26 protein-coding genes are annotated in these 23,439 nt (G+C 39.1%); 6 read left to right on the forward strand and 20 right to left on the reverse strand.

Annotation, left to right across the window (positions count from 1 at the left end):
- Positions 1-29: 29 nt before the first annotated feature.
- A complete protein-coding gene (locus F4694_RS24675; protein ID WP_179602573.1) occupies positions 30-365 on the reverse strand; it encodes a gamma-type small acid-soluble spore protein in 336 nt (111 codons plus the stop codon).
- A 76-nt stretch (positions 366-441) separates the two neighbouring features.
- A complete protein-coding gene (gene fabL / locus F4694_RS24680; RefSeq protein WP_179602574.1) occupies positions 442-1,191 on the reverse strand; it encodes an enoyl-[acyl-carrier-protein] reductase FabL in 750 nt (249 codons plus the stop codon).
- A gap of 111 nt (positions 1,192-1,302) precedes the next feature.
- Between fabL and F4694_RS24685 the strand changes: the two genes are divergently transcribed.
- Positions 1,303-1,527: a hypothetical protein gene (locus F4694_RS24685; RefSeq protein WP_179602575.1), complete on the forward strand. Its 225-nt coding sequence runs from the start codon at positions 1,303-1,305 to the stop codon at positions 1,525-1,527.
- Between the two features lie 82 nt (positions 1,528-1,609).
- Here F4694_RS24685 and F4694_RS24690 read toward each other — a convergent pair whose 3' ends face one another.
- The 3 genes from F4694_RS24690 to mutY form a co-directional block, all read right to left on the reverse strand.
- Complete coding sequence (locus F4694_RS24690; protein WP_306458525.1) at positions 1,610-2,086, reverse strand: DUF421 domain-containing protein; 477 nt, start codon at positions 2,084-2,086, stop codon at positions 1,610-1,612.
- 87 nt (positions 2,087-2,173) lie between these two features.
- Entirely contained in the window at positions 2,174-2,308 is a 135-nt protein-coding gene (locus F4694_RS33025; RefSeq protein WP_374757447.1) for a DUF421 domain-containing protein, read from the reverse strand.
- A gap of 171 nt (positions 2,309-2,479) precedes the next feature.
- Positions 2,480-3,571, reverse strand: coding sequence for an A/G-specific adenine glycosylase (gene mutY, locus F4694_RS24695; RefSeq protein WP_179602576.1), 1,092 nt, complete (start codon positions 3,569-3,571; stop codon positions 2,480-2,482).
- 303 nt (positions 3,572-3,874) lie between these two features.
- Here mutY and F4694_RS24700 point away from each other — a divergent pair, with 303 nt between their 5' ends.
- Positions 3,875-4,855: a metal-dependent hydrolase gene (locus F4694_RS24700; protein WP_179602577.1), complete on the forward strand. Its 981-nt coding sequence runs from the start codon at positions 3,875-3,877 to the stop codon at positions 4,853-4,855.
- Positions 4,856-4,911: 56 nt separating this feature from the next.
- Here F4694_RS24700 and F4694_RS24705 read toward each other — a convergent pair whose 3' ends face one another.
- Complete coding sequence (locus F4694_RS24705) at positions 4,912-5,181, reverse strand: YfhJ family protein (protein ID WP_179602578.1); 270 nt, start codon at positions 5,179-5,181, stop codon at positions 4,912-4,914.
- Positions 5,182-5,315: 134 nt separating this feature from the next.
- Between F4694_RS24705 and F4694_RS24710 the strand changes: the two genes are divergently transcribed.
- Positions 5,316-5,489 carry a small, acid-soluble spore protein K gene (locus F4694_RS24710; protein ID WP_179602579.1) on the forward strand — a complete coding sequence of 58 codons (174 nt, stop codon included), beginning with the start codon at positions 5,316-5,318 and terminating at the stop codon, positions 5,487-5,489.
- A gap of 49 nt (positions 5,490-5,538) precedes the next feature.
- On the opposite strand, the gene F4694_RS24715 is transcribed toward F4694_RS24710, so the two are convergent.
- Positions 5,539-5,862, reverse strand: coding sequence for a YfhH family protein (locus F4694_RS24715; RefSeq protein WP_179602580.1), 324 nt, complete (start codon positions 5,860-5,862; stop codon positions 5,539-5,541).
- A gap of 84 nt (positions 5,863-5,946) precedes the next feature.
- On the opposite strand from F4694_RS24715, the gene F4694_RS24720 reads away from it, so the two are divergent.
- Positions 5,947-6,624 carry an SDR family NAD(P)-dependent oxidoreductase gene (locus tag F4694_RS24720; RefSeq protein WP_179602581.1) on the forward strand — a complete coding sequence of 226 codons (678 nt, stop codon included), beginning with the start codon at positions 5,947-5,949 and terminating at the stop codon, positions 6,622-6,624.
- A gap of 9 nt (positions 6,625-6,633) precedes the next feature.
- Here F4694_RS24720 and recX read toward each other — a convergent pair whose 3' ends face one another.
- The gene (recX, locus tag F4694_RS24725; RefSeq protein ID WP_179602582.1) at positions 6,634-7,443 is read right to left on the reverse strand and encodes a recombination regulator RecX; all 810 of its coding nucleotides are present in this window, start codon (positions 7,441-7,443) and stop codon (positions 6,634-6,636) included.
- Between the two features lie 389 nt (positions 7,444-7,832).
- Between recX and F4694_RS24730 the strand changes: the two genes are divergently transcribed.
- The gene (locus F4694_RS24730; protein ID WP_082799616.1) at positions 7,833-7,967 is read left to right on the forward strand and encodes a YfhE family protein; all 135 of its coding nucleotides are present in this window, start codon (positions 7,833-7,835) and stop codon (positions 7,965-7,967) included.
- 92 nt (positions 7,968-8,059) lie between these two features.
- Positions 8,060-8,242, forward strand: coding sequence for a YfhD family protein (locus tag F4694_RS24735; RefSeq protein WP_179602583.1), 183 nt, complete (start codon positions 8,060-8,062; stop codon positions 8,240-8,242).
- Between the two features lie 324 nt (positions 8,243-8,566).
- Here the strand turns inward: F4694_RS24735 and F4694_RS24740 are convergent, their stop codons facing one another.
- The 12 genes from F4694_RS24740 to argC form a co-directional block, all read right to left on the reverse strand.
- Positions 8,567-9,235, reverse strand: a complete 669-nt coding sequence (locus tag F4694_RS24740; protein WP_179602584.1) for a GNAT family N-acetyltransferase — start codon at positions 9,233-9,235, stop codon at positions 8,567-8,569.
- Entirely contained in the window at positions 9,225-9,926 is a 702-nt protein-coding gene (locus F4694_RS24745) for a GNAT family N-acetyltransferase (protein ID WP_179602585.1), read from the reverse strand. Before F4694_RS24745 ends, F4694_RS24740 begins: the two co-directional genes overlap by 11 nt.
- 12 nt (positions 9,927-9,938) lie before the next feature.
- Entirely contained in the window at positions 9,939-10,799 is an 861-nt protein-coding gene (locus tag F4694_RS24750; RefSeq protein WP_179602586.1) for a carbon-nitrogen hydrolase family protein, read from the reverse strand.
- Positions 10,800-10,890: 91 nt separating this feature from the next.
- Positions 10,891-12,267: an argininosuccinate lyase gene (gene argH, locus F4694_RS24755; protein WP_179602587.1), complete on the reverse strand. Its 1,377-nt coding sequence runs from the start codon at positions 12,265-12,267 to the stop codon at positions 10,891-10,893.
- 60 nt (positions 12,268-12,327) lie between these two features.
- Positions 12,328-13,539 (reverse strand): argininosuccinate synthase, encoded by a 1,212-nt coding sequence (locus F4694_RS24760; protein ID WP_179602588.1) that lies wholly within the window; start codon positions 13,537-13,539, stop codon positions 12,328-12,330.
- Positions 13,540-13,617: 78 nt separating this feature from the next.
- A complete protein-coding gene (gene argF, locus F4694_RS24765) occupies positions 13,618-14,595 on the reverse strand; it encodes an ornithine carbamoyltransferase (RefSeq protein WP_179602589.1) in 978 nt (325 codons plus the stop codon).
- Positions 14,579-17,815, reverse strand: a complete 3,237-nt coding sequence (gene carB, locus F4694_RS24770; protein ID WP_179602590.1) for a carbamoyl-phosphate synthase (glutamine-hydrolyzing) large subunit — start codon at positions 17,813-17,815, stop codon at positions 14,579-14,581. The genes argF and carB overlap by 17 nt, the downstream gene beginning before the upstream one ends.
- On the reverse strand, positions 17,802-18,878 hold the full coding sequence (locus F4694_RS24775; protein ID WP_179602591.1) for a carbamoyl phosphate synthase small subunit: 1,077 nt from the start codon (positions 18,876-18,878) through the stop codon (positions 17,802-17,804). The genes carB and F4694_RS24775 overlap by 14 nt, the downstream gene beginning before the upstream one ends.
- 5 nt (positions 18,879-18,883) lie before the next feature.
- Positions 18,884-20,083, reverse strand: a complete 1,200-nt coding sequence (locus tag F4694_RS24780; protein WP_179602592.1) for an acetylornithine transaminase — start codon at positions 20,081-20,083, stop codon at positions 18,884-18,886.
- The gene (gene argB / locus F4694_RS24785) at positions 20,083-20,877 is read right to left on the reverse strand and encodes an acetylglutamate kinase (protein WP_179602593.1); all 795 of its coding nucleotides are present in this window, start codon (positions 20,875-20,877) and stop codon (positions 20,083-20,085) included. Before argB ends, F4694_RS24780 begins: the two co-directional genes overlap by 1 nt.
- A gap of 14 nt (positions 20,878-20,891) precedes the next feature.
- Entirely contained in the window at positions 20,892-22,118 is a 1,227-nt protein-coding gene (gene argJ, locus F4694_RS24790) for a bifunctional ornithine acetyltransferase/N-acetylglutamate synthase (RefSeq protein WP_179602684.1), read from the reverse strand.
- Positions 22,119-22,161: 43 nt separating this feature from the next.
- A complete protein-coding gene (argC, locus tag F4694_RS24795; RefSeq protein ID WP_179602594.1) occupies positions 22,162-23,199 on the reverse strand; it encodes an N-acetyl-gamma-glutamyl-phosphate reductase in 1,038 nt (345 codons plus the stop codon).
- Between the last annotated feature and the right edge of the window lie 240 nt (positions 23,200-23,439).

Here is a 23,439-nt window from a genome sequence, read left to right on the forward strand (position 1 = left end):
AATGAGAGCGCCTTCTGATTAAGAATTTATTAGCTTTGACCAAATTGACCAGAATTTCCTTGGCCTTTGTTAGCTTGAGATTGCTGATTTTGTCTTCTAACTTCAGCAGCATCTGTTTGGCTAGCGAATTCAGTGCCGAATTGACCAGCTGAACCAGTAGCTCCAGCAGTTCCAGCAGAACCTTGACCGCTTTGAGATTGCTGATTTTGTCTTCTTACTTCTGCAGCATCTGTTTGGCTAGCGAATTCAGTGCCAAATTGACCAGCTGAACCTTGACCTTGAGATTGAGCATTTTGTTGTCTAACCTCTTGGATGTTAGTTCCAGCAGAAGTTTTGTTTGGTTGTTGATTGAAGTTGTTTGCCATTTTAATCACCTCCACAAAAATTAAGATACCCAGGAGGTGAGGAGACTATCCAAAAAAATTACAAAATAATTTTTCGTTACACTAATAACGAAATTCCCCCATCGACAATAATTGTTTGCCCCCGAATCATACTAGATTCTTCTGATAAGAGAAACATGACACAATTTACCATATCTTCGATTTCAACCATTCGTCCCGCAGGGGTTTTCTCCTTTGCTTCCTGAAGAAGCTCTTCACGATTTGGAAAATGAGTCAATGCCTCTGTGTCAACCGCCCCGCCAGAGACCGCATTAACCACGATATTCTTCGGAGCTAATTCTACAGCTAAATATCTCGTCAGAGCTTCTAAGGCTGCTTTAGATACCCCAACCACCGTGTAATTTTCTAAATATCGTATAGACCCTAAAGAACTAATGCTGACAATCTTCCCGCCGCCATTTTTCTCCATTAGTTTGGCCGCTTCTTGGGCACAGAATAATAATGCTTTACTGTTAATATTTAAGGTCCAATCCCAGTGATTTTCTTCTAGCTCCATAATCGGACGTTGGACTCCAGATGCCGCATTATTAACAAAAATATCCAACCTGCCAAATTCTTCTTCAATTTGTTGGAACATAGACTTAATTTTACTTACATCACCCACATTAGCTTTTACAACTAATACTTTTCTGCCTAAAGCTTCAATCTCTTCTGCTACTTTGAGTGCAGAACTTTTACTTCTTGCATAATTAATGACGATGTCATACCCAGCTTGAGCCAACCTTAAGGCTGTGGCTTTCCCTATTCCTCTGCTGCTTCCTGTGATTAGTGCTACTTTTTGTGTCATATATGTTATTCCTTTCATAAACAAGTTTTTGTATTCATTTTAGCGTTTTAATGTATAGATGACAATCGATTACAAAACCTAAGGCTATTAAAATGAGAAAGGAAGACGATTATGTATGTAGGACGGGATATGACAGAACTTTCTATGGTCTCGAAAGCCGAATGGAGGGACAGCGAACTCGCCTTCTTTCATCACTCATTGCAGCAAATTGCACCGTACTTAAATAGCGAAGGCGTCACGATTCATCGTGAAATCATTGAAGAAATTGAAAACCGCGGCGGGATCAAGCGTCAAGAAGCGGATTATACACACGGAACGAAAATTAGTTATGATTAATGTTATTATCATCTTGGCTTATTAGGTTTCCTTCCCAAATAAACCTATAAAAAAATGACTATCATATTGTTGATAGTCATTTTTAATGGTGATAACTGTGAATTTTACAATCAATAAAAAGTGTGCCGTCCGGTTGGATTTCTGCATAAAAAACATCTGATACCGAATTAACCCTAGCCGTTAGAAGTTCATGTTGCAGCCAATCCGTACTCAGGTGTAATCTTTTCAGATTTTCGATATTAATGTTACCATCCAGAATCACTGCAGTTGGCAGAGGGTATTCTTTTTTTCTATTCTCAATGTTCATATCCCCTTTTGTTAAAGGCTCACCAGATTCCTTCTTCATGACTGAGATTTTCCCATCTGTTTCAAATATGGCATATTCTACATCTGCCATCGAAAAAACGTCTTTTTGTCTAAGCATTGCCCTTAACGAATCCAAATCCAATCTACTCTTTCGAAGGGCTTGTTCCATGATCTTTCCTTGTTTAACCAGGAGTAAAGGTTCACCGACGAGAAACTTTCTAGCATTTAAGGATTTAATATCTATATAACCCATTAAAAGTGTATAAATACTCCATCCAGCTAGAGCAATTAGGCCATTACGAATACTTAGCTGGTGGTCAACTACAAGGCTTGCCGCTATTTATCCAATTGCTATAGCCGAAACAAAATTGAAAAAAGTCATTTGACTTATCTCTTTTCTCCCCATTATCCTAGTTAGTAAAAATAATACAAAAAAACCTAATGTTATCCTTAATATCAAGGTGTGTAATTCCATGCATTCACCAAATTTCTTTTTTATTAAGTAAGACGTATTGCTTATAACTTGCCAATTTTAACTATATATATTCGTTGCTCAAAGCGTTACAGTAATTGAAGGAATGAGGGTTTTATTGATAAAAAAAACACCGCAAAAAGCGGTGTAAATTTATTTAAGTGCTAAATATTTTTAGTATCCATCATAGAGTTTAAGCATTTTATGAAAAGAAACTGGAAAGGCATGCTGTTCTATTTCATCTAAGGTGATAAATTTCCATTCATTATTCCCCGAAAAACCTGCTCCAATTGTGCCTATATATAGACGGATATTCCAGACTAAGTGGGAAAAAATGTGTTCTATTTGACCAATATTCTTTTCTAACTTAATATTCATATCAAATGTTTCTCTGAATAGGTCCGCAATTTGGGCACGTTCCATCACAATTGGTTGATGAAGTTCAACATTTGGAAGTTCCCATAAATTCGCTAGCAACCCATTTTCAGGACGTTTATGAATCAATATCTTTCCATTGTTATCATTCACAATAATTGCAGCAAGTTCCACATTTCTTTGTGTGTTCTTTTTCGTTTTGATGGGAAGTTCTGTCTCTACTCCCTCATGAAATCCTTGGCAATGATCCCGTACAGGGCAGAGTAGACAAGAAGGTGATGTAGGCGTGCAGATTAATGCACCAAGTTCCATTAATGCCTGATTAAAGGCAGATGGCTCATCATGGGAGATAACCTGCCTAACAGCTTCTTCGAATACCTTCCTAGTTGATGGCTTCGCGATATCCTCCCAAATCGATAAGATTCTTGATAATACCCTCATCACGTTACCATCTACCGCAGGTTCAGGGATCCCATAGGCAATACTTAAGATGGCGCCGGCAGTGTAGGGACCAACCCCTTTAAGGTTTGAAATCTCTTTTGGTGTATCGGGTACCTTACCATCATATTTTGTGTTAACTTCCTTTACAGCAGAATGTAAATTTCTTACACGCGAATAATACCCTAGTCCTTCCCACGCTTTTAGAACTTTATCTTCATTTGCGTTTGCCAAATCTTCTATTGTTGGAAACCATTCAATAAATCGATTAAAATAAGGAATAACCGTATCCACTCGTGTTTGCTGCAACATAATTTCTGAGACCCATACTTTATATGGATCCTGGTCTTTTCTCCATGGCAGGTCACGTTGTTCAGCTTTAAACCAAGATATTAAATCTTCCTGAAAATTTTTTATTGAGATATTTTCTATATTTTTCAACTCATTTACCATTACAAAAGTTCCTCCAACCTGTTAAACAAAACAAAATAAGGGAATATAATAATAAGCATTTTTTAACGATAAGCCATATTGTATGTTTTGACAAGAAAAAAGAAAAGCGGAAGCGCCTTCGGAACAAGCACAGCTTGTTCCTGCGAGGATCATTCAAGGAAGCTTTCCTTAGTGTACAGGGGCGACAGGCATAAGACGAGCCGGCGGGAAGGTTGTTCTTTAACCTGCCTGACGGATTGGCTTATGACCCCGAGCCCCTAGGCTGCTTGCGCTAGACATATTATTAAAGGAGGATTTTTCCTTTTGGATACTGGAACTCATGTTGTAATGGGAATTGCCCTTGGCGGTCTTGCCACTCTTGACCCAGTGGTAGCTAGTAACTCTGCAACCGCGACGAGTGTACTAATTGCTACCATCGCTGGATCACAAATACCTGATATTGATACCGTTTTAAAGTTAAGAAACAATGCGATTTATATTCGTAACCATCGAGGTGTCACCCATTCGATACCAGCTGTACTCTTATGGCCACTTATACTATTAGCTGTGATATTCCCTTTTTTCCCAGGGGCCAATCTTCTCCACCTGTGGGGCTGGACATTTGCAGCAGTTTTCATCCATGTTTTTGTTGATATATTTAATGCTTATGGGACACAAGCGCTCCGGCCTTTTACCTCTAAATGGGTAGCACTTGGTGTCATTAATACCTTTGACCCGATCATTTTTGGAATTCACGTCGCAGCCATCGTAATTTGGGTTATCGGCGCAGATCCTGGTTATACCTTTTTATGGATGTTCGTTATTTTAATTGGATACTATTTGCTTCGATTTTACGCCCAAGCGAAAGTACGATCAGCCGTTAGAAAATTAATACCTGATGCCACAGATATCATTACTTCACCTACCATGAAGTTTAACTTCTGGAGAATCGCTGCTATGAATGAAAAGGAGTTCTTTGTTGGCAGAGCAATGGGAACAAATATTGTGATATACGATCGTTTTAAGCGCGTACCCGTTCCTAAAACTCCGGTCCTTGAAGCAGCAAAAAAAGATAGTAATTTGGCTGCCTTTCTATCCTTTTCCCCTGTGTATCGGTGGGAATTAGATGAGTTTGATGACCATTACGAAGTACGATTTATTGATTTAAGATACCGCAGCAATGGGCATTATCCATTCGTTGCAGTGGTCCAGTTGGATCTGGAGTTAAACCCAATAAGTTCTTATACGGGCTGGGTGTTCAGTGAAAAGAAACTGCGGAAAAAGCTTAGTATTATTCCAAGTTAAACGAGGCTGCTTGCGCTAGACAATAAAAAAGGCGAGTGACATGGGTCGCTCGCCATTTAATTTATTGTATTTTTATCTTGGATGAGGAAGTCTTTATATTTCGGATTTTTTGCAACAAAATCATGGAGACGGTCGCCATAATTTTCGATCCATTGTCTAACAATTCTTTCCGTCATTTCGCTGCCAAGATAATCCCTTCCTGCTTTTGCGGCGGTGGTTTCGAAATCCTCCCACATTAATTCAACCCATGTCCTAGCTTGATGATAGGAAAGCATCTCATTTTTTTCTAACAAAAGTTTTGCTAATCTTTCATGATAATCGATCATACATTCACCTCATTGCCAATTTCTTATAACATAACCTAACCCTATAATTCGAATACTATTACCACGTGATAAGCACTGGTGTGACGACACTTTGCTATTCATGGTTTCTCATTCCCTTTTGATGGAGGTACAGCATGAGAAATAAAGAAACCAATTTCCCTAACCAAAACAACAACAAGTTAGAGGGAGAGCCGAGAGCAAAAGCAGAATACGCTTCAAGAAGAGCCGATGGCACGATTAATACACATCCACAAGAGCGGATGCGTGCTTCTGGTCAGCGTGAAAAGGATACACCTGAATTTTTGTAAGCTCTCAAACCAACGAGCAAACCAGAGACTAGTTCTCTGGTTTGTTTCTTTATTTGAGTCCGTTTAACATGGAAATGGGCAGGGCTTCTTCTTTTCCATCACCTTTTAGGCGATATCCCCATGCAAATACACCATTTATATAGTCTATTTTAAAATATTCCCCTGGGTCACCCTCAAGCTCATAAATTTCTCCAGGCTTGAAATTGGCAGGGTCTAATAAATACGCTCGCGCCATAACTACCTTTCTCTCGAGCACTGCATATTCACTAACCATCCCCATTTGCTCTGCTTTCCTCGCTTTCTCTAACAGCTGGGCGATTTCCTGTTTTAATTCGTGCTCTGTCATAGTACTATATCGTCGCTCCTGTTGCATTTCTCCCACTCCCGTTTTCATTTTTTCCTTTATTTTAGTATAGTTATTTTTATTGAATTAATAAAGGATGAAGGAGAGATTTCAATGAAAACCATGATTGTTACGGGCGCTGGTTCAGGATTGGGGAAGGAATTATCCTTATTATTTTCGCAGCAAGGCTATCATGTCTTATTAACAGGAAGATCTGCTGATAAGCTGTCAGCAGTTAAATCAGAAATAGAACATGCTGGAGGTACAGCTGAATACGTCGAACTTAATGTTCAAGACGAATCTGATATTTTTAAAAAAATGGATGAATTCAGCAAAAGTTACAAAATCTTTGGTTTAGTCAATAATGCTGGTGTGGGACATTTTGGCCCTTTTAGTAAAATAACACAACAAGAAATAAGTGAAATGCTAGACACAAATGTCCTTGGTACCATTTTAATGACAAAAGCTGTTTTACCTTTCCTTCAAGAACAGGGTGAAGGTCTGCTGATAAATATTATTTCAACTGCGGGATTAAGAGGGAAAGTCAATGAAGCGGTTTATGCTGCAAGTAAATTTGCAGTTAGAGGCTTTACTGAGAGTCTTCAAAAGGAATACGAAAATAGCACGATTGATATTAAAGCCGTTTATATGGGCGGCATGGATACTCCCTTTTGGGAAGGAAGTAATCATGTAACGGACACTTCACGCTTTCGTTCAGCTAAAGATGTAGCGAAGATGATTATCGAGCAAATCGACCAGGATGAGATTATCATTGAAAGTAAAAAATCATGACGAAAGGCGTCATGATTTTTCAACTTCTCCTAGATATTCTTCAATTAACTCCATTGAAAATCCTTTACGAAATAAAGCTTGTTTCATCTTTAGTTCATATTCAAAACCACTATATTTACTATACTTTCGATGAGCCTTTTCGCCATGAAACCTAAGGGCTTCCATTTCCTCATCTTGTTCCTTATCCATTTCTGCTTCATTTAGTGCTATATGAATGACATCAAAAGGATAGCCCTTCCTTAACAGCAACTGTTCCGCTTTTTGCTTAACAATCCGCTCCGAATCCTTTAAACTTTTTTTGATTAACTTTTCGGATATCTTAATGGCTTTTTCAACTTGATTCTCTTTAGGGTACTCGGCAATTGCCTGTTTAATAATAGCCGCGTTGATTCCTCTTTCTTTTAACTCCATGGTGATTACGTCTGGACCTTTATCTGTCGTATTCATTTGAGTTCGTACAAAGGAAAATGCATATTCTTCATCATTAATATATTTTTGAGAAGCCAATTTATGTAGAACTTCATTAATGATCGGTTCTTCTACTTCCTTTTGTGTTAGATAATCCTTTATTTCTTTTTCAGATCTCATTCTTCTGGCCAAATAATTAACCGCTAAATTATAAGCCTTCCGGATGTCATCTTGATACTGTATTTCCTGGATGGAAAACTCATCGATTTCCAACCCTTTTTTTAAATGAAACCTTACGAGAACATCACTGTCGACACTAAAAGCATATTCTTCGCCTTTTCCAGAATCCATAAAAATATTAAAGCGATCTTTGTTTTTCTGCTGTGTGGTGATTTTCGTAATAACAGCCATTTCCGTCACCTCACCCTTACTTTACCATATTTTTTTAACAATTGAGTATCATTCCATTCTTTAAAGGTAAAAATGGAGAATGTGCTTAAATTTTTCCATAAGCTTTTTAACAATTGGCTGTGTTAAAGCAATTTTCGATTTTGCACCCTGTTGATTGGAGCGGAAGGCACGAAGACTCCTGCGGGAGTACGGGGCTGGGGAGACCCCACAGGCGCTTAAGCGCCGAGGAGGCTCCCCGGCACGCCCGCGGAAAGCGAAGTGCCTCGTTACAGGCAAAGACCGCCTGTCCCTGCGGTGATTTTTCACAGAATCTTTCCTTAGTGGAGCGGAAATCAACAGACAAATTTAACACAGCCAAACTAACAAAAATGTTGAAAGGAATGAGCAAAATGGCAGGAAAAAAGAAAAAGGATATGGGCAGAGGCAAATACAGCTTAACAAGTACACAAGAGGTACTATATCAGCGTGACTTTAAATTAGCAGATCGTGCTGGCGGCTTTAACGACAGTAAGACGAAACTTTAATATTTTCCATTAATGGACCCCTTTCAAATGGTAAAGCTAATAGAGGGAACTTCTTACGTTCCTAATTGCTAATTTTGAAAGGGGTTTTTCTAATGGGTCGTGCGCAGGGACATAAAACTCGTGATAAAAACAAAGCATCACTTCCACAGGTTCCTAAAAACATGAAATCAGATGGTTATGATGTGGAATATTCAGCTGAATTTGCTGATCATGCAGACCTTGAAGCAATGGCACGAGCAAATGCAGCCAACCAGCGCGTAAAGCGTAGAAAATAATAACCCTTTAAGCAAATTGGCAGCTCATTTTGCTGCAAAAAAAAGAGAAGCAGGTTCACTCCTGCTTCTTTCAAAATTTATTAGGGGGAAAAATTGATTAAATCATCGAATCCTATAGAGAGATTAATGCCATTATCAGGCAATAGGACCCGGTTAAAACTCTACTAGGTGATTGTGAATCGAATCACTATCTCCTTTACAACTTCAATATACTCCCCTTAAAAAGCAATAACAATGGTTTTCACAGTTTTTTAACATATTAACAGTAGAAATATGAATAGTATGTGAACTTTATAAGTTGTTTATATTAGAAACCCACTTTTATTAAAGCGGCAATAATGAGATGGTTTCTTTCGTTCTTAAGTCCGCGACCATATTAAGCCACTCTTCCGGTTTATTAGAAAGAATCGAGTAATAGGTGGCTAGAAAATCAGCACCAAGGGATGCTGGAATAGATTCTAGCTCATCATTCATTGGCATAAAGCAAAAATCCAGTCCTTTTACAGCCTCACCATTATTTTCCCATGAAGGATGTACATAGTCTAAATCAATTCTTTTATAACCTAAATGTGAAAGGACCTCACGACGCACATACGGGTCCATCACCTTCACACCGCCAAACTCGTGACCTACCCGATATGGATCATAAATTTCGGCAAACATACCGTAAAGCTCTTTGCCGTTTTCGGAAGCAAGTTTTTTCAAGTCCTTTAGGCGGTTCTGTGCCAAGAATCTCCCTAGGCTAAGTCCAGGTCTACTTATGATTGTAAAATCTGTCATGGCAATATTCCAATCAGGATAATACCGGTATTCAGTGGCACCGACAACCTCATCACCATCAACAGCAACAAACACGCGTATACCCGGATCCTCCAAAGGCTCTTTCCATAAGTCATATTCTAAGACTTCCTCTGGCGGAAAAATTTCTCCCATTAAATCATGCAGTTTTTTAAAGTTTGGATCTTCAATACTTATAATCCTTTTATATTCCATTATTACCACTCTCTCCCTTTGTTTGATTAAATGGATTTTTCCATTCCATTAATACAGCATAATTACGTGATTCTTCATCTTCCAGGTAATTTTCTACAATGCCAATCGGCGTCCTGCCGCAGCGGAGTAAAAAGGTAATTACAGGGTCTTTTAAATCCCCTTTTAGTAACTTTTTTACATACTGCTCAGGTTTCATGATGTCAGCCACTTTATGATACCCAGGCATTCTGCCACCACCAAGCAATCGCACTAGTTTTTTCTGGATTACAACATGATACATAGCTTCCATCATCAATTTCCCAAGGCCAAGTTTTCGAAACTTTGGACGAACACTAATATCTACAATATAGAGTGTATCACCACTAGGATTATGATTTTTAATGTATCCATGATCGGTGATTTCTTCCCATGTATGCTCGATATGGTTAGGATCAAAATCAACACAAAGCCCAGTAAGGGAGCCGGCTAATATACCATCTACTTCAATACATATAGCTCCCTCCGGGAATCTCATCACATGGTTCGATAATTGTTCTTTATTCCACCATAGGCCTGAAGGAAATGGTGGTGGAAAGCATTCAGACTGTATTTGAATAAGTTCGTCAAAATCGTCTTGAGTGTAATTGCGAATGATCACAGGAACTGGCTTATCTTGGTCAAACACGTAGAATTCACTCAAATACAAGGTCATTCCACCCTTCCATTAATTTTCCCAATCCGGATATAAATCTGTTCTCCGGTCACGCCAGGTCGTAACGGATCCTCGTTCTCTCACTTCATATAATAACTCTAGATCCAGGTCAGCTGTAACAACCATATCGTTGTTCACTTCCCCTTCCACCAGAATACCTTTTGGAGGGAATGGGATATCATTTGGTGTAATAATAACCGCCTGACCGAAATTAGCACGCATAAAATCAACGGTTGGCAGGGCACCGACAGTTCCTGTTAGGACCACATAAACCTGGTTTTCAACAGCACGTGCATGACTTGTATAGCGTACACGATGGAAGCCGTGGCGGTCATCGGTACAAGAAGGACAAAAGATCACATCTGCACCTTTGGCTTTTGCGATGCGGACAATTTCAGGAAACTCAATGTCATAGCAGGTGAGGAGGGCAATTTTTCCTTTTTCTGTTTCAAAAATTTGAAAGCTGTCACCTTTCTCCATGTTCCACTCGTTTACTTCCGTAGGGGTAATATGAAGCTTTGCCTGCTCGCCAATCCTTCCATCTGGATAAAATAAATGGGCCGTATTGTATAACTTGCCGCCCTTTTCAATAACATGTGTACCGGCAATGATGTGCATGTTGGTTTGTTTGGCAAAATTTGAGAACAATTCTCGGTATTGCTGGGTGAAACCTGGTAAATCATTGATTGTTAGACTCTGCCCCTGCCCATTTCCAATCGAGAGCAGCTGTGTCGTAAAGAATTCAGGGAAAAGGACGAACTCTGCACCAAATTCCTCCGCCGTTTTTATATAATGCTCGCATTGTGCGGCAAATTCCTCAAAGGAATGAATCGTATGTAAGTGATACTGTACAACTGAGACACGTAATTTCATCGTTTTCCTCCTTTTTACAAATCATATGAGGAAATTATCTACTATTTTGGATAATAAAACAAATAAAAAACCACCATTCGGTGGTTTTCGTTTACTTACCTAGTTTTCCTTCGCCAAGCTCGATTTGTTTAATCACCTGTTCAGGAGATGTGCCACCGAAGCTATTTCGAACGGCCACTACATGCTCCGGAGATAATACCTTATAAATATCCTCTTCAAATAAGGAACTGAATTCTTGGTATTCTTCAAAGCTTAAATCTAGTAAGAATTTTTGGTTTTGAATTGCATATAAAACAATCTTCCCAATGACTTCATGTGCCTCTCTAAATGGCAGGCCTTTTCGTACCAAGTAGTCTGCAATATCGGTAGCATTAGAAAAATCATTATTAATCGCTTTTCTCATAATATCTTTATTAACGTTCATTGTTTCAATCATTGGCGCTAATAACATTAGTGAGCCTTCCAATGTCTCAACGGTATCGAACATGCCCTCTTTGTCTTCTTGTAAATCCTTATTGTAAGCTAACGGCAATCCCTTTAAAACAGTAAGTAAACCAATCAAATTACCAAAAGTACGGCCAGTCTTTCCTCTTAACAGCTCAGGAACGTCAGGGTTCTTCTTTTGCGGCATAATGCTCGAACCTGTACAAAAAGAATCATCAAGCTCAACAAATTGAAACTCTTGGCTTGACCAAATCACAAGCTCTTCGGATAGTCTTGAAATATGAGTCATGATAATCGAACCAATAGAGAGGAATTCTAAAATAAAATCCCTGTCACTCACGGCATCCATGCTGTTTGGGTAAACCGTTTCAAACCCAAGTATCTCGGCTACACGTTCGCGATTGATAGGAAAAGTAGTCCCTGCTAGGGCACCGGAACCAAGGGGAAGCCAATTGACACGCTTCAAGCTATCAATCAATCTTTCTTTATCACGTTCAAACATCCAGAAGTATGCCATTAAATGATGGGCAAATGAGACCGGCTGAGCACGCTGTAGATGAGTATAGCCTGGAATTAAGGTGTTAACATTCTCTTTTGCCTGCACAAGCAGTGAACCTTGAACATCCTCAATCAGTTTAATTAATTCCGTTGTTTTTGTTCGCAGGTAAAGGTGCATATCGGTGGCAACCTGGTCATTTCGGCTGCGTCCAGTATGAAGCTTACCACCAACAGGACCTATTTTTTCAATCAATAATTTTTCAATATTCATATGAATATCTTCATCTTCAACTAAAAACTCAACCTCGTTATTGTCAACCATCTTTTTTATTTCAAGCAGTCCTGCTTTAATTTTATCGGCATCCTCAGATGGAATAATGCCACATTCACCTAGCATTTGCACGTGAGCCATACTGCCGGCGATATCCTCTTTAGCAAGCTTTTGATCAAAGGAAATGGAAGCCGTAAATTCTTCAACAAGCTTATTTGTTTCTTTTGTAAAACGTCCGCCCCATAATTTGGACATTGATGCTCCTCCTTAAAAACTAACAAGTTTGCCCTCGAAATGGTTTCGAGGGCACCCATATTATTTCATTATCTTTTCTTTATTATTTACCTCAGAATATACCTTTGTAGGCAGTCCCCAGATTTTGATGAATCCAACAGCCGCATTGTGATCGAAGGCATCACCTTTTGAATAGGTTGCCAATTCTTCATTATATAAGCTGTTTGGTGACTTACGTCCAACGACGGTGTGATTTCCTTTATGAAGTTTCACTCGGATAGTCCCAGATACAACCTTTTGCGTTTCATCAATAAAGGCATCGAGTGCAGGTTTTATTGGAGAATACCAAAGTCCTTCATAGATAATTTTTGCCATTTGCTGTTCAACCTGAGTTTTGAACTGTGTCACTTCACGTGTAAGTGTTAAAAATTCTAACTCCTTGTGAGCATTAATTAAAATTAACGCTGCAGGATTTTCATACACTTCTCTAGATTTGATTCCAACTAAACGATTTTCAATATGATCAATACGACCTACGCCATGCTTACCGCCAAGCTCGTTCAAGGTTTCGATTAATTGCACCAATGGCAGCTTCTCGCCATTCAATGCCACAGGAACACCTTGCTCAAATTCAATTTCAAGATATTCAGCTTGATCTGGTGTTAATTCAATTGGAGCAGTCCAATCAAATGCAGCTTCTGGTGCCTCTGCCCAAGGGTCTTCAAGGACTCCTGCCTCACAAGCACGTCCCCAGATATTAGCGTCGATCGAGAATGGATTGTCTAAATTCACTGGAATAGGAATACCATTTTCCTGTGCATACTCAATCTCTTCGTCACGAGTCATCCCCCATTCACGAACAGGAGCCACAACCTTTAAGCTTGGGTTTAATGCTTGAATTGAGACTTCGAAACGTACCTGGTCATTTCCTTTTCCAGTACAGCCATGTGCTACAGCTGTAGCTCCTTCTTTTTCAGCTACTTCCACCAATAATTTTGAAATTAATGGTCGAGATAACGCAGAAGATAGCGGGTATTTTCCTTCATATAAACAATTTGCCTTTAAAGCTGGCAAAATATATTCTTTTGCTAATAATTCTTTCGCATCGATCATATAAGCTTTAACAGCCCCAACATTCAATGCCTTTTGTTTAATCGCTTCTAGATCTTTTCCCTCACCAACATCTAGACCTAGTGCAATGACATCATAGCCATATTTCTCTTGTATCCATTTAACTGAAACGGAAGTATCTAATCCACCTGAATAAGCTAAAACGATTTTTTCCTTTGCCATTTTGTATTCTCCTCGTAACTATTTGAATTTATATTCATTCGATAGAATTATTATACATTACATTCAAAATAAAATCTACTATTCTAGTAAAAGTTTTAAAATTGCTTTTTGAGCATGGAGTCGATTCTCTGCTTCATCAAATACAACTGAATGTGGTCCATCAATAATTTCAGCGGTTACTTCTTCCCCACGGTGCGCTGGTAAGCAATGTAAAAAGATATAATCTTTTTTAGCGTGCTGACAAATTTGCGCATTTACTTGATATGCTCCAAGATCTTTTAATCTTTTTTCCGTTTCTGCTTCCTGCCCCATACTGGTCCAAACATCTGTAATAACAATATCGGCATCCTTAATTGCTTCTACTGGATTATGAGTAATCGTAATTTTACTTCCCGTTACATTACCAGTTTCAATCGCCTTCTGTGTAATCTTTCCATCAGGTAAATATCCTGGAGGGCTCGCAATGCTGATATGCATACCAACCTTTGCAGCTCCTTCCATTAACGAATGAGCCATATTATTGTTTCCGTCTCCTAAGTAGCACATCTTTAATCCAGCTAATTTACCTTTGTGTTCTTGAATCGTTAATAAATCGGCCATTACCTGAGTCGGATGATGCAAATCAGTTAGACCGTTGATTACCGGAACGGTCGCATGCTCTGCCAATTCTTTAACCGAGTCGTGTGAAAACGTCCTAATCATCATACAGTCGATATAACGTGATAAGACTTTTGCTGTATCTGAAATACTTTCTCCTCTTCCTAACTGAATATCCCTTGAACTTAAGAAAATGGCATGCCCTCCTAATTGGAGCATCCCTACCTCAAAGGAAACCCTAGTACGAGTTGAAGATTTCTCAAATATCATCCCTAGAACCTTTCCGCTCAAATAAGGATGTGGTTTCCCCTGTTTTTGAAGGCTTTTCAGTTCCTTTGCTTCCTCTAAAAGGTAAAGAATCTCATCAGTATGAAAATCGGACAAGGATAAGAAATCCTTGCCTTTTAATTGTGGCTGCTTTGACACACCCTTTGTGTTCCATTTAATCACATTTGACATGCTCCACACCGCTCTCTTTAATATTGTAATATTCCGTTACTGTACGTACCTCTGATTGGGTAATAGCTTGAGCTTGAAGGCTGACCATTGCTTCCACTGTATCTAAATGAGTGAATACCGGTACATTGTAGCGGGTCGCTTGTTCACGAATGTAAAAACCAAATTTAATTTTATTTCTTCCTTGGTTTGGTATATTAATGACTGCTTGAATGGTATTGTTTTTGAAAAGTTCATTTACATCTTCGTTATCTTTAATAACCTTTTCAATTTTAAAGCCCGTTTCTTGAAGGAATCTTGCAGTCCCTTCGGTTGCAGTTAACTTGTAATTTTCATTGACAAATTGCTGTAGAATTGGAAGGCTGGCTTGTTTTTCCCGATCGGATATTGAACAGAATAGATATTTCTCTGTTTCATCACTTGATAATGGGAAAGCTTTTTCGAGCGCTTCATGGAAGGTTGCTCCTAAACCTAACACTTCACCTGTTGATTTCATTTCCGGTCCTAAAACGTGGTCGACTCCCTTTAATTTGCTTCTAGAAAATACAGGTGCCTTTACCGAATAATAATTTGGTTCTGCTAATAAACCAGTTTCACTCGATAGAGAACTCAAAGATACTCCTAATTGAACCATTACCGCCCACTCAATCATTGGAACGCCTGTAACCTTGCTCATAATTGGAACCGTACGTGAAGAACGTGGATTTACTTCTAAAACAAGGACTTGGTCTTGATAAATAACAAATTGGATATTCATGATGCCGACGATTGGAGCCGATTTAGCAATTTTTTCAGCATAATCAATTAATGTTTCTTTAATCCCTTCCACTAATGAGATTGGTGGGAAAACACTAATACTATCCCCAGAATGTACGCCCGCTCTTTCGATATGTTCAAAGATTCCTGGAACAATGACATTCTGTCCATCACTAATGACATCCACTTCACATTCTAATCCAGGAATATATCGGTCTACTAATAACGGCCACATTTTTTCCTGTGAGGAGTTTTCCTCAAGCTGCTGGATATAATAGTTTAATTCTTCATCTGTAAAAATAGTAAACATCGACTGCCCGCCAATGACATAGGATGGACGTACCAATACTGGATAACCAAGTCTTTCTGCAGCTGCCAGCAATTCATCTTTATGTGTAACGGTCTCACCAACAATATGTGGAATATTTAAATTCTCAAGTAACTGATAAAATTCTTTACGATCTTCGAAGGCATCGACACTTTTAACACTTGTGCCTAAGATTTTTACTCCTTCTTCTTCGAGGTCATGAGCTAAATTTATCGCAGTTTGCCCTCCGAACTGAATTAACACACCTTCCACTTTCTCTTTTTCAATAACGGTTAGGACATCTTCAGCTGTTAATGGTTCAAAGTAAAGGCGGTCTGCTACAGAGTAATCTGTACTAACTGTCTCAGGATTATTGTTGATTACGACTGCCTCATAGCCCATCTTTTTTATCGCTTTGGCTGCATGGACAGAGCAGTAATCAAATTCAATTCCTTGCCCAATTCTGATTGGTCCTGAACCAAGAACAAGAATTTTCTTGCTGTTCGTTTCCTCTACCTCATCCGCTCCAAGCCATGTTGAATAGTAATAAGGGGTAACGGCATCAAATTCTGCAGAACACGTATCAACCATCTTGTAGCCAGGCTTCCAGTTAAGTTCTTTCCACTTACTTCTTATTTGCTTTTCCTCTATGCTGTATATTTGTGAAAGCAGCTTATCGGAAATATTATGACGCTTCGCTGTTTTTAACAATGAAAGTGGTACATCCTTCCATTCATATGAAGCTAATTCCACTTCTAAGTCAACGATCGCGTTGATTTTGTTTAAAAACCATAAATCTATCTCCGTTAACTGCTTAATTTCTTCTAGGGAAATACCTCTTCTGAATGCCTCTGCTATCATAAATAATCTTTGGTCATTTGGTCTTTCAAGTTTTTCTATTAAGACTTCAGTTTCTATGCTTTTGTTTGATTCCTGGCAAAGTCCAAATATATTTAATTCCATCGAACGAATTGCTTTATTTAGTGCTCCTTCAAAGGTCCGGTCAATCGCCATTACTTCCCCGGTTGCTTTCATTTGTGTTCCTAATGTACGGTCTGCCTCAGGAAATTTGTCAAATGGAAAGCGTGGAAGCTTAACAACAATATAATCAATCGCTGGTTCAAAGGATGCAAAGGTGTTACCTGTTATCGGGTTCACAATCTCATCTAAATGATAACCAACCGCACATTTAGCTGCCGTTCTTGCAATCGGATACCCAGTAGCCTTTGACGCTAATGCGGATGAACGACTTACCCTTGGATTTACTTCAATAATGCAATATTGGTTGGATTCTGGATTAAGAGCAAACTGGATGTTACAGCCGCCAATAATCTCTAATTCTCTTATGACTTTTAAAGAAGAATTTCGCAGCATTTGGTATTGAACATCTGTCAAGGTTTGCGAAGGAGCAACAACAATTGAATCACCTGTATGAACGCCAACAGGGTCCATATTTTCCATATTGCAAACAATGATACATGTATCATTGGCGTCCCTTATCACTTCATATTCAATTTCCTTCCAGCCTTTAATACTTCTTTCGACTAGGACCTGATGAATCGGGCTTGCTGCTAACCCCTTCTTTAAAACATTTTCAAGCTCTTCCGCATTATGGGCAAAGCCGCCGCCGTGTCCGCCTAGTGTATAAGCCGGTCGGATAATAACAGGGAAACCTATCTCGTTAACGAACGTTACACCTTCTTCGTACGTATGAATAATCGCAGATTCTGGGATTGGTTCTTCAATCTTTATCATTAAACTGCGGAACCGATCACGGTCCTCGCCATTTTTTATCGATTCTACAGAGGTTCCTAACAACTCTACATTGTATTTTTGAAGAATACCTTTTTCATAGAGTTCTACCGTTAGATTTAAACCAGTTTGACCACCTAAAGTGCCAATAATTCCATCAGGCTTTTCTTTTTGAATAATTTTTTCAATGGTTTCAACGTTTAAAGGTTCGATATATACTTTATCGGCAACAGTTTCGTCCGTCATAATCGTTGCTGGGTTACTATTGATTAATACCACCTGTATTCCCTCTTCTTTAAGGGCGATACAGGCTTGTGTTCCTGCATAATCAAATTCAGCTGCTTGCCCGATTACAATAGGCCCTGATCCAATTACTAATACTTTTTTTAGTTTTTTATTTAATGGCATAACGTTTATCTCCCACGGAATTTATCTGATATACAAAATTTTCAAGGATGTATTCGGTGTCACTTGGTCCTGGATGTGCTTCCGGGTGAAATTGCACGGTTTGTATCGGAAAACGGCGATGCTTTAACCCTTCAATGGATTTATCATTAACATTTCGGTATGTGATCTGGAATACCTGGGTATCAATACTTTCATCGACCACAACATATCCATGGTTCTGAGCAGTTATTTTCACTTTACCCGTTGCTAATTCTTTAACAGGGTGATTGCCGCCACGGTGTCCGTAGGCAAGTTTTTCCGTTTTCGCTCCATATGCAAGGGCAATTAATTGATGGCCTAAGCAGATACCTAGTGTTGGATAGTGCTGTGTAATCTTTTTGATTTCTGGGAACCATTGTTTTAACGCCATCGGATCCCCAGGTCCGTTGCTTAATAACACTCCGTCTGGCTTTAAGGCTTTGATTTTTTCAAATGACGTATTATAAGGGACAATCGTAACAGAACAGTTTTCATCAAGCAGTGCATTTAGTATTGATTTTTTATATCCAAAATCAATCAGGACAACGTGAGGTCCTTCATTATTGAAATATTGCATATTTTTCGTTGAAACTTTATCCACCCAAAATGGTATCGTTTTGTCTTCAGCGAAGGTTTGTTGTTTAGTCTTACTTAAATATCCTTTTACTGTCCCGCGGCTTCGAATCGTTTTGACAAGTAATCTTGTGTCAACGCCTGCGATACCAGGAACACCTGCCTGCATTAATTTTTCAGAGAATTTATTAATTGATTGGTAATGACTTGGTGTTTCACATAAATCACCAATCACTACCCCAGCTAAGGAAGGCGAAATACATTCATCGTCCATTGCATTGATTCCATAGCTCCCGATAATCGGATAGCAAAACGTAATGAGCTGCCCTGCATAAGAAGGATCTGTAATGATCTCCTGATAGCCAGTCATACTTGTATTAAATACAACTTCTCCAATTGAATCCTTATTAGCGCCTATTAGTACTCCTTCAAAAACTTCTCCAGTTTCCAAAGTAAGATATCCTAGTTCCAAAACACTCACTCGCCTTTCTCTATACTTTGGAAAGTTTTTTCCAATGCTTGGATGAATTCGTTGATTTCTTCTTTTGTTACCGTTAATGGCGGCAGCAATCTAACAACACTTGGCCCCGCTGTTAAGATCAACAGTTCATTTTCAATTGCTTTTTGAACGATTTGAGGAGCCTTATTTCCGACAACCATCCCTTTTAAGAGACCTTTTCCTCTAATATCTTCTATAAAAGTGTACTTTTCTTTAAATTTAGTTAACTGTTCATCAAAGTACACTGAGATTTCATTAACATGCTTCAATAGATTACTATCAATAATATGGGATATCGTTGCTACCCCTGCTGCAGTTGCCAGCGGATTGCCGCCAAAGGTACTTCCATGTGTACCAGGCTCGAATGCTTTTGCTGCCTTTTCTTTGGCAATAATCGCACCAATCGGAAAACCTGATCCAAGACCTTTTGCTACACTGATAACATCCGGTTCTATACCGTATTGTTGATATGCAAACAGTGTGCCGGTCCTGCCGATTCCTGTTTGAATTTCATCAACCATTAAAAGGATGTCATTCTCCGCGCAAATTTCTGCGATTTTCTTTACCCATTCTTGCTTAGCTGGAATAACTCCACCTTCACCCTGCACGAGTTCCAATAAGATGGCTGCAGGCTCGAGCGTTTTTATTTGTTCAAGTGCTTCTATATCATTAAATGGAAGATAACTAAAGCCTTTCACTAAAGGAGCAAATCCCTGTTGGATTTTTTCCTGACCTGTGGCCGATAATGTTGCCAATGTTCTGCCATGAAAGGATTGCTGAAAGGTAATCACTTCGAATGAATCTGTTCCTTTAACTTTCTGTGCGTATCTTCTTGCCAGTTTAATCGCCGCTTCATTTGCTTCCGCACCACTGTTACAAAAGAAAACCTGGTCGCAACAGCTATTCGCTGTAAGAAGTGCAGCCAGTTCCTGCTGGTTTGGAATGTGATAAAGGTTCGAACAGTGCCAAAGATTTTGAAGCTGCTCTTCAAGTTTTGCTTTTACCACGTCGGGTACATGCCCTAAATTACAAGTGGCAATGCCTGAAGTGAAATCTAAATATTTTTTCCCTTGATCATCCCATACATAGCTTCCTTTCCCCTTTACCAACGTAATGGGAAAGCGGCTATAGGTTGCCATTACCGGCGAAATTTGGGAAACAGAAGTATTAATGGTCATTAGGCAATCTCCTCGTCTAAAACAATTTTTGTTCCAATATTTTTGCCGTTCACGTATTCTACTAAGCTGCTTTTTTCAAATCCATCAATAATACCAACCATTGGTATTTTATGAACTAATCCATCAATGGCTGCTTTGACCTTTGGAATCATCCCGCCGTAGATGGTTTTATTCTCAATCAGTTCTTCTACTTCAGCTTTGGTAACCTTATCTAATTTTGCTTTTTCACCATTATTTTCAACTAAGATTCCAGGTATATCACTGATAAAGCAAAGGTTTGCTCCTAGTGCCTTGGCAACCGCACTAGCTGCAACATCACCGTTAATATTGTATCGCTGCCCATCTGCACCAATACCGATTGGTGAAACGACAGGTATATGTCCTTGCGATACAATACTTTCGATGACTGAGGTATTCACTTCAACCACTTCGCCTACAAAACCTAAACTCTCATCTGAATTGGGAACAGCTTTTAACAAGCTGCCATCTACTCCACTAACACCAAATGAACTGCCGCCGGCTTCAATGATGTTCCGCACTACTTGTTTATTTACTGTTCCACTTAACACCATTTCTACAATATCTAATACCTCGTGATCGGTTACTCGTAATCCATTTACAAAGGTCGTTTCTACATGTAAGTTTTTTAACAATTTATTGATAAGCGGTCCGCCGCCATGGACAATAATCGGTGTCCATTCTCCTTTTTGATGGAGGGATATCACATCTTCATAGAATGACTTTGGCAGATTTTCTAACACACTTCCGCCACACTTAATGACTATATAATTCATCTTTGTCCCTCCACTTACGTGCGGTAGGATGCGTTGATTTTTACATAATCATAAGTTAAATCGCAGCCCCAAGCCGTTGCACTTTCATCACCTTGATTTAGTTCAACAAAGATTTTAACTGTCTCCAGCTCTAAGTACTCTTTTACCTCTTCTTCTACGAATAGACATGGCAAGCCATTTTCAAATACCTTGTAAGGACCGATTGCCACTTTCAATGCATTAGGCTCAACAGGTATTCCTGAGTATCCGATGGCTGTTACAATTCTTCCCCAGTTCGGATCAGTTCCGTAGATAGCGGTTTTTACAAGATTAGAAGAAATAATCGATTTTCCTACTGCTCTTGCAGCTTCATGATTATAAGCCCCGTTTACTTGAACTTCAACGAGCTTCGTTGCCCCTTCACCATCTCTGGCAATTTTCTTTGCAAGCTCTTCACTTACCAGCTTTAGGCCTGATTTGAAAAGCTCCCAATCTGGATGGTCTTTTGTTAGCTGTTCGTTACCAGCTAGCCCGTTTGCCAAAACCAAAACCATATCATTCGTACTTGTATCTCCATCAACTGTGATCATATTGAAGGTTTGATTTGTTATATCTTTTAATGCTGCATGTAAATCCTCATGGGCAATATTGGCATCTGTTGTGACAAAACCAAGCATGGTCGCCATATTCGGGTGAATCATCCCAGATCCTTTAGCTGCACCGCCGATGCTGACTGTCTTACCATCTATTTTCACTTGAACGGCAACCTGCTTGATACAAGTGTCCGTGGTTAAGATTGCATTCTTAAAATTTTCTTCTGTTGCATATTTGGTTTGAAGAATTTGATTAATACCTGTTTTCACCTTATCCATCGGTAAAAGTTCACCAATAACTCCTGTAGAAGTAACTGCAACAAGGTGCTCCTCGATGCCTAGCTCGTTGGCAAATCCTTTTTGCATTTCAAAAGCGTCTAACAATCCCTGTTCCCCGGTACAAGCGTTGGCATTACCGGAATTGACGATGATAGCCTGAATTTTATTTTCCTTTGCAATACTCTCTTGAGTAACTAAAAGGGGAGCCGCTTGAAAAATGTTCGTTGTATACACACCAGCTACCGTTGCTGGAACTTCCGACACAATATAACCAAGATCAAGACGTTTTCTTTTAATCCCACAATGCATGCCACCTGCTTTAAAGCCCTTTGGCAAGGTAACACTTTCTTCTTCTAATACAACGATTTCTTTATTTGAAACTGCTGGCAACAATTTAATTCCCCCTTTATTCTAGGTAACTCGTAAATTATCATTATGGATACATTGGTATGCTAGTAAGTCCCGTCCTGACATCCCAATCATTCATTAGGTTTGCATTTTGTATGGCTTGCCCTGCAGCACCTTTAACCAGATTGTCGATTACAGAAACGATCGTAAGCCGATTGGTTCGTGGGTCAACATGCAATCCAATATCGCAGTAGTTACTGCCACTAACTTCTTTGGTTGACGGATAGATCCCATCTGGTCTGATCCTGACAAATGGATGACTTTCGTAAAACTGTTTATATAAATCATTCACTTCACTCGTTGAGATTTTCCCTAATAAGTTAGCATACGCCGTTATCATGATTCCTCTTGTCATCGGAACCAAATGTGTTGTAAACGAAATGGTGACCATCCTGCCTGTTTCATCTTTAAGTACTTGTTCAATTTCAGGTATATGTTGATGAGCTCCAAGCTTATATGCTCTTACATTTTCATTTATTTCTGCATAATGTGAGGTTAAAGAAAGACCCCTGCCTGCACCGGAAACTCCTGATTTGGCGTCAATAATAATAGATTTTGAGTCAGCTAGATTTGCTTTTAAGATTGGAAGCAAACCAAGGCTGGTTGCAGTTGGGTAGCAGCCCGGATTAGCAATTAGTTCTGCACCTTTAATTTCTTCTGCATAAATCTCACTTAATCCATAAACTGCTTGGCTCAAGTATTTCTCCTCAGGAGCTGAATGCTTATACCATGTTTCATATTCATTTTGCGACCTGAGCCGGAAATCTCCTGAAAGGTCGATCACTTTTATTCCTTTATCCATCAATTGTGGAACCAGTTTACTACTGACGCCTGATGGAGTGGCAAGAAACACGAGTTCATTTTGTTCTGATAATCTATTTACATCAAAGCTTTCAAGTGGTTGATTAATAATATCAGTTAGGTGCGGATAGGATTCGCTAAAGTTGTTACCCGCTTGAGAGTTGGAAACAACCGAACCAACCTCTAAATATGGGTGATTGTTTATAAGCCTTATTAGCTCTATAGCTCCATATCCTGTTCCACCAATTATCGCAGTTCTCATTTTTTCCAACTCCTAAGTCTCCTACATAATGAATCATTATACATACTTAGTAATAATTATTCAACCAATAAATTGCCCAATTTTCAGTTTTTAGCGAATTTTTTTGCTGTTATTTTTGGAAACGCTTTCAATATTAAGTGTATGAATATACTGATATCATGCAAGTTTTATGCATACCACAACCTCCTTCAAAATGATGATTTTTGTTCTTATGCTAAACTCCTTTACGCTTTGTCTCGT

The organism is Neobacillus driksii (genome assembly GCF_013409995.1).
Classification (GTDB): Bacteria; Bacillota; Bacilli; order Bacillales; family Cytobacillaceae; genus Neobacillus; species Neobacillus driksii.

Bases quoted from the DNA above. Each gene is read 5' to 3' on its own strand.
- F4694_RS24675 (WP_179602573.1), bottom strand. From the start codon at position 365: ATGGCAAACAACTTCAATCAACAACCAAACAAAACTTCTGCTGGAACT.
- fabL (WP_179602574.1), bottom strand. From the start codon at position 1,191: ATGACACAAAAAGTAGCACTAATCACAGGAAGCAGCAGAGGAATAGGG.
- F4694_RS24685 (WP_179602575.1), top strand. From the start codon at position 1,303: ATGTATGTAGGACGGGATATGACAGAACTTTCTATGGTCTCGAAAGCC.
- F4694_RS24690 (WP_306458525.1), bottom strand. From the start codon at position 2,086: ATGGGTTATATAGATATTAAATCCTTAAATGCTAGAAAGTTTCTCGTC.
- F4694_RS33025 (WP_374757447.1), bottom strand. From the start codon at position 2,308: ATGGAATTACACACCTTGATATTAAGGATAACATTAGGTTTTTTTGTA.
- mutY (WP_179602576.1), bottom strand. From the start codon at position 3,571: ATGGTAAATGAGTTGAAAAATATAGAAAATATCTCAATAAAAAATTTT.
- F4694_RS24705 (WP_179602578.1), bottom strand. From the start codon at position 5,181: ATGATCGATTATCATGAAAGATTAGCAAAACTTTTGTTAGAAAAAAAT.
- F4694_RS24710 (WP_179602579.1), top strand. From the start codon at position 5,316: ATGAGAAATAAAGAAACCAATTTCCCTAACCAAAACAACAACAAGTTA.
- F4694_RS24715 (WP_179602580.1), bottom strand. From the start codon at position 5,862: ATGCAACAGGAGCGACGATATAGTACTATGACAGAGCACGAATTAAAA.
- F4694_RS24720 (WP_179602581.1), top strand. From the start codon at position 5,947: ATGAAAACCATGATTGTTACGGGCGCTGGTTCAGGATTGGGGAAGGAA.
- recX (WP_179602582.1), bottom strand. From the start codon at position 7,443: ATGGCTGTTATTACGAAAATCACCACACAGCAGAAAAACAAAGATCGC.
- F4694_RS24730 (WP_082799616.1), top strand. From the start codon at position 7,833: ATGGCAGGAAAAAAGAAAAAGGATATGGGCAGAGGCAAATACAGCTTA.
- F4694_RS24735 (WP_179602583.1), top strand. From the start codon at position 8,060: ATGGGTCGTGCGCAGGGACATAAAACTCGTGATAAAAACAAAGCATCA.
- F4694_RS24740 (WP_179602584.1), bottom strand. From the start codon at position 9,235: ATGGAATATAAAAGGATTATAAGTATTGAAGATCCAAACTTTAAAAAA.
- F4694_RS24745 (WP_179602585.1), bottom strand. From the start codon at position 9,926: ATGACCTTGTATTTGAGTGAATTCTACGTGTTTGACCAAGATAAGCCA.
- F4694_RS24750 (WP_179602586.1), bottom strand. From the start codon at position 10,799: ATGAAATTACGTGTCTCAGTTGTACAGTATCACTTACATACGATTCAT.
- argH (WP_179602587.1), bottom strand. From the start codon at position 12,267: ATGTCCAAATTATGGGGCGGACGTTTTACAAAAGAAACAAATAAGCTT.
- F4694_RS24760 (WP_179602588.1), bottom strand. From the start codon at position 13,539: ATGGCAAAGGAAAAAATCGTTTTAGCTTATTCAGGTGGATTAGATACT.
- argF (WP_179602589.1), bottom strand. From the start codon at position 14,595: ATGTCAAATGTGATTAAATGGAACACAAAGGGTGTGTCAAAGCAGCCA.
- carB (WP_179602590.1), bottom strand. From the start codon at position 17,815: ATGCCATTAAATAAAAAACTAAAAAAAGTATTAGTAATTGGATCAGGG.
- F4694_RS24780 (WP_179602592.1), bottom strand. From the start codon at position 20,083: ATGACCATTAATACTTCTGTTTCCCAAATTTCGCCGGTAATGGCAACC.
- argB (WP_179602593.1), bottom strand. From the start codon at position 20,877: ATGAATTATATAGTCATTAAGTGTGGCGGAAGTGTGTTAGAAAATCTG.
- argC (WP_179602594.1), bottom strand. From the start codon at position 23,199: ATGAGAACTGCGATAATTGGTGGAACAGGATATGGAGCTATAGAGCTA.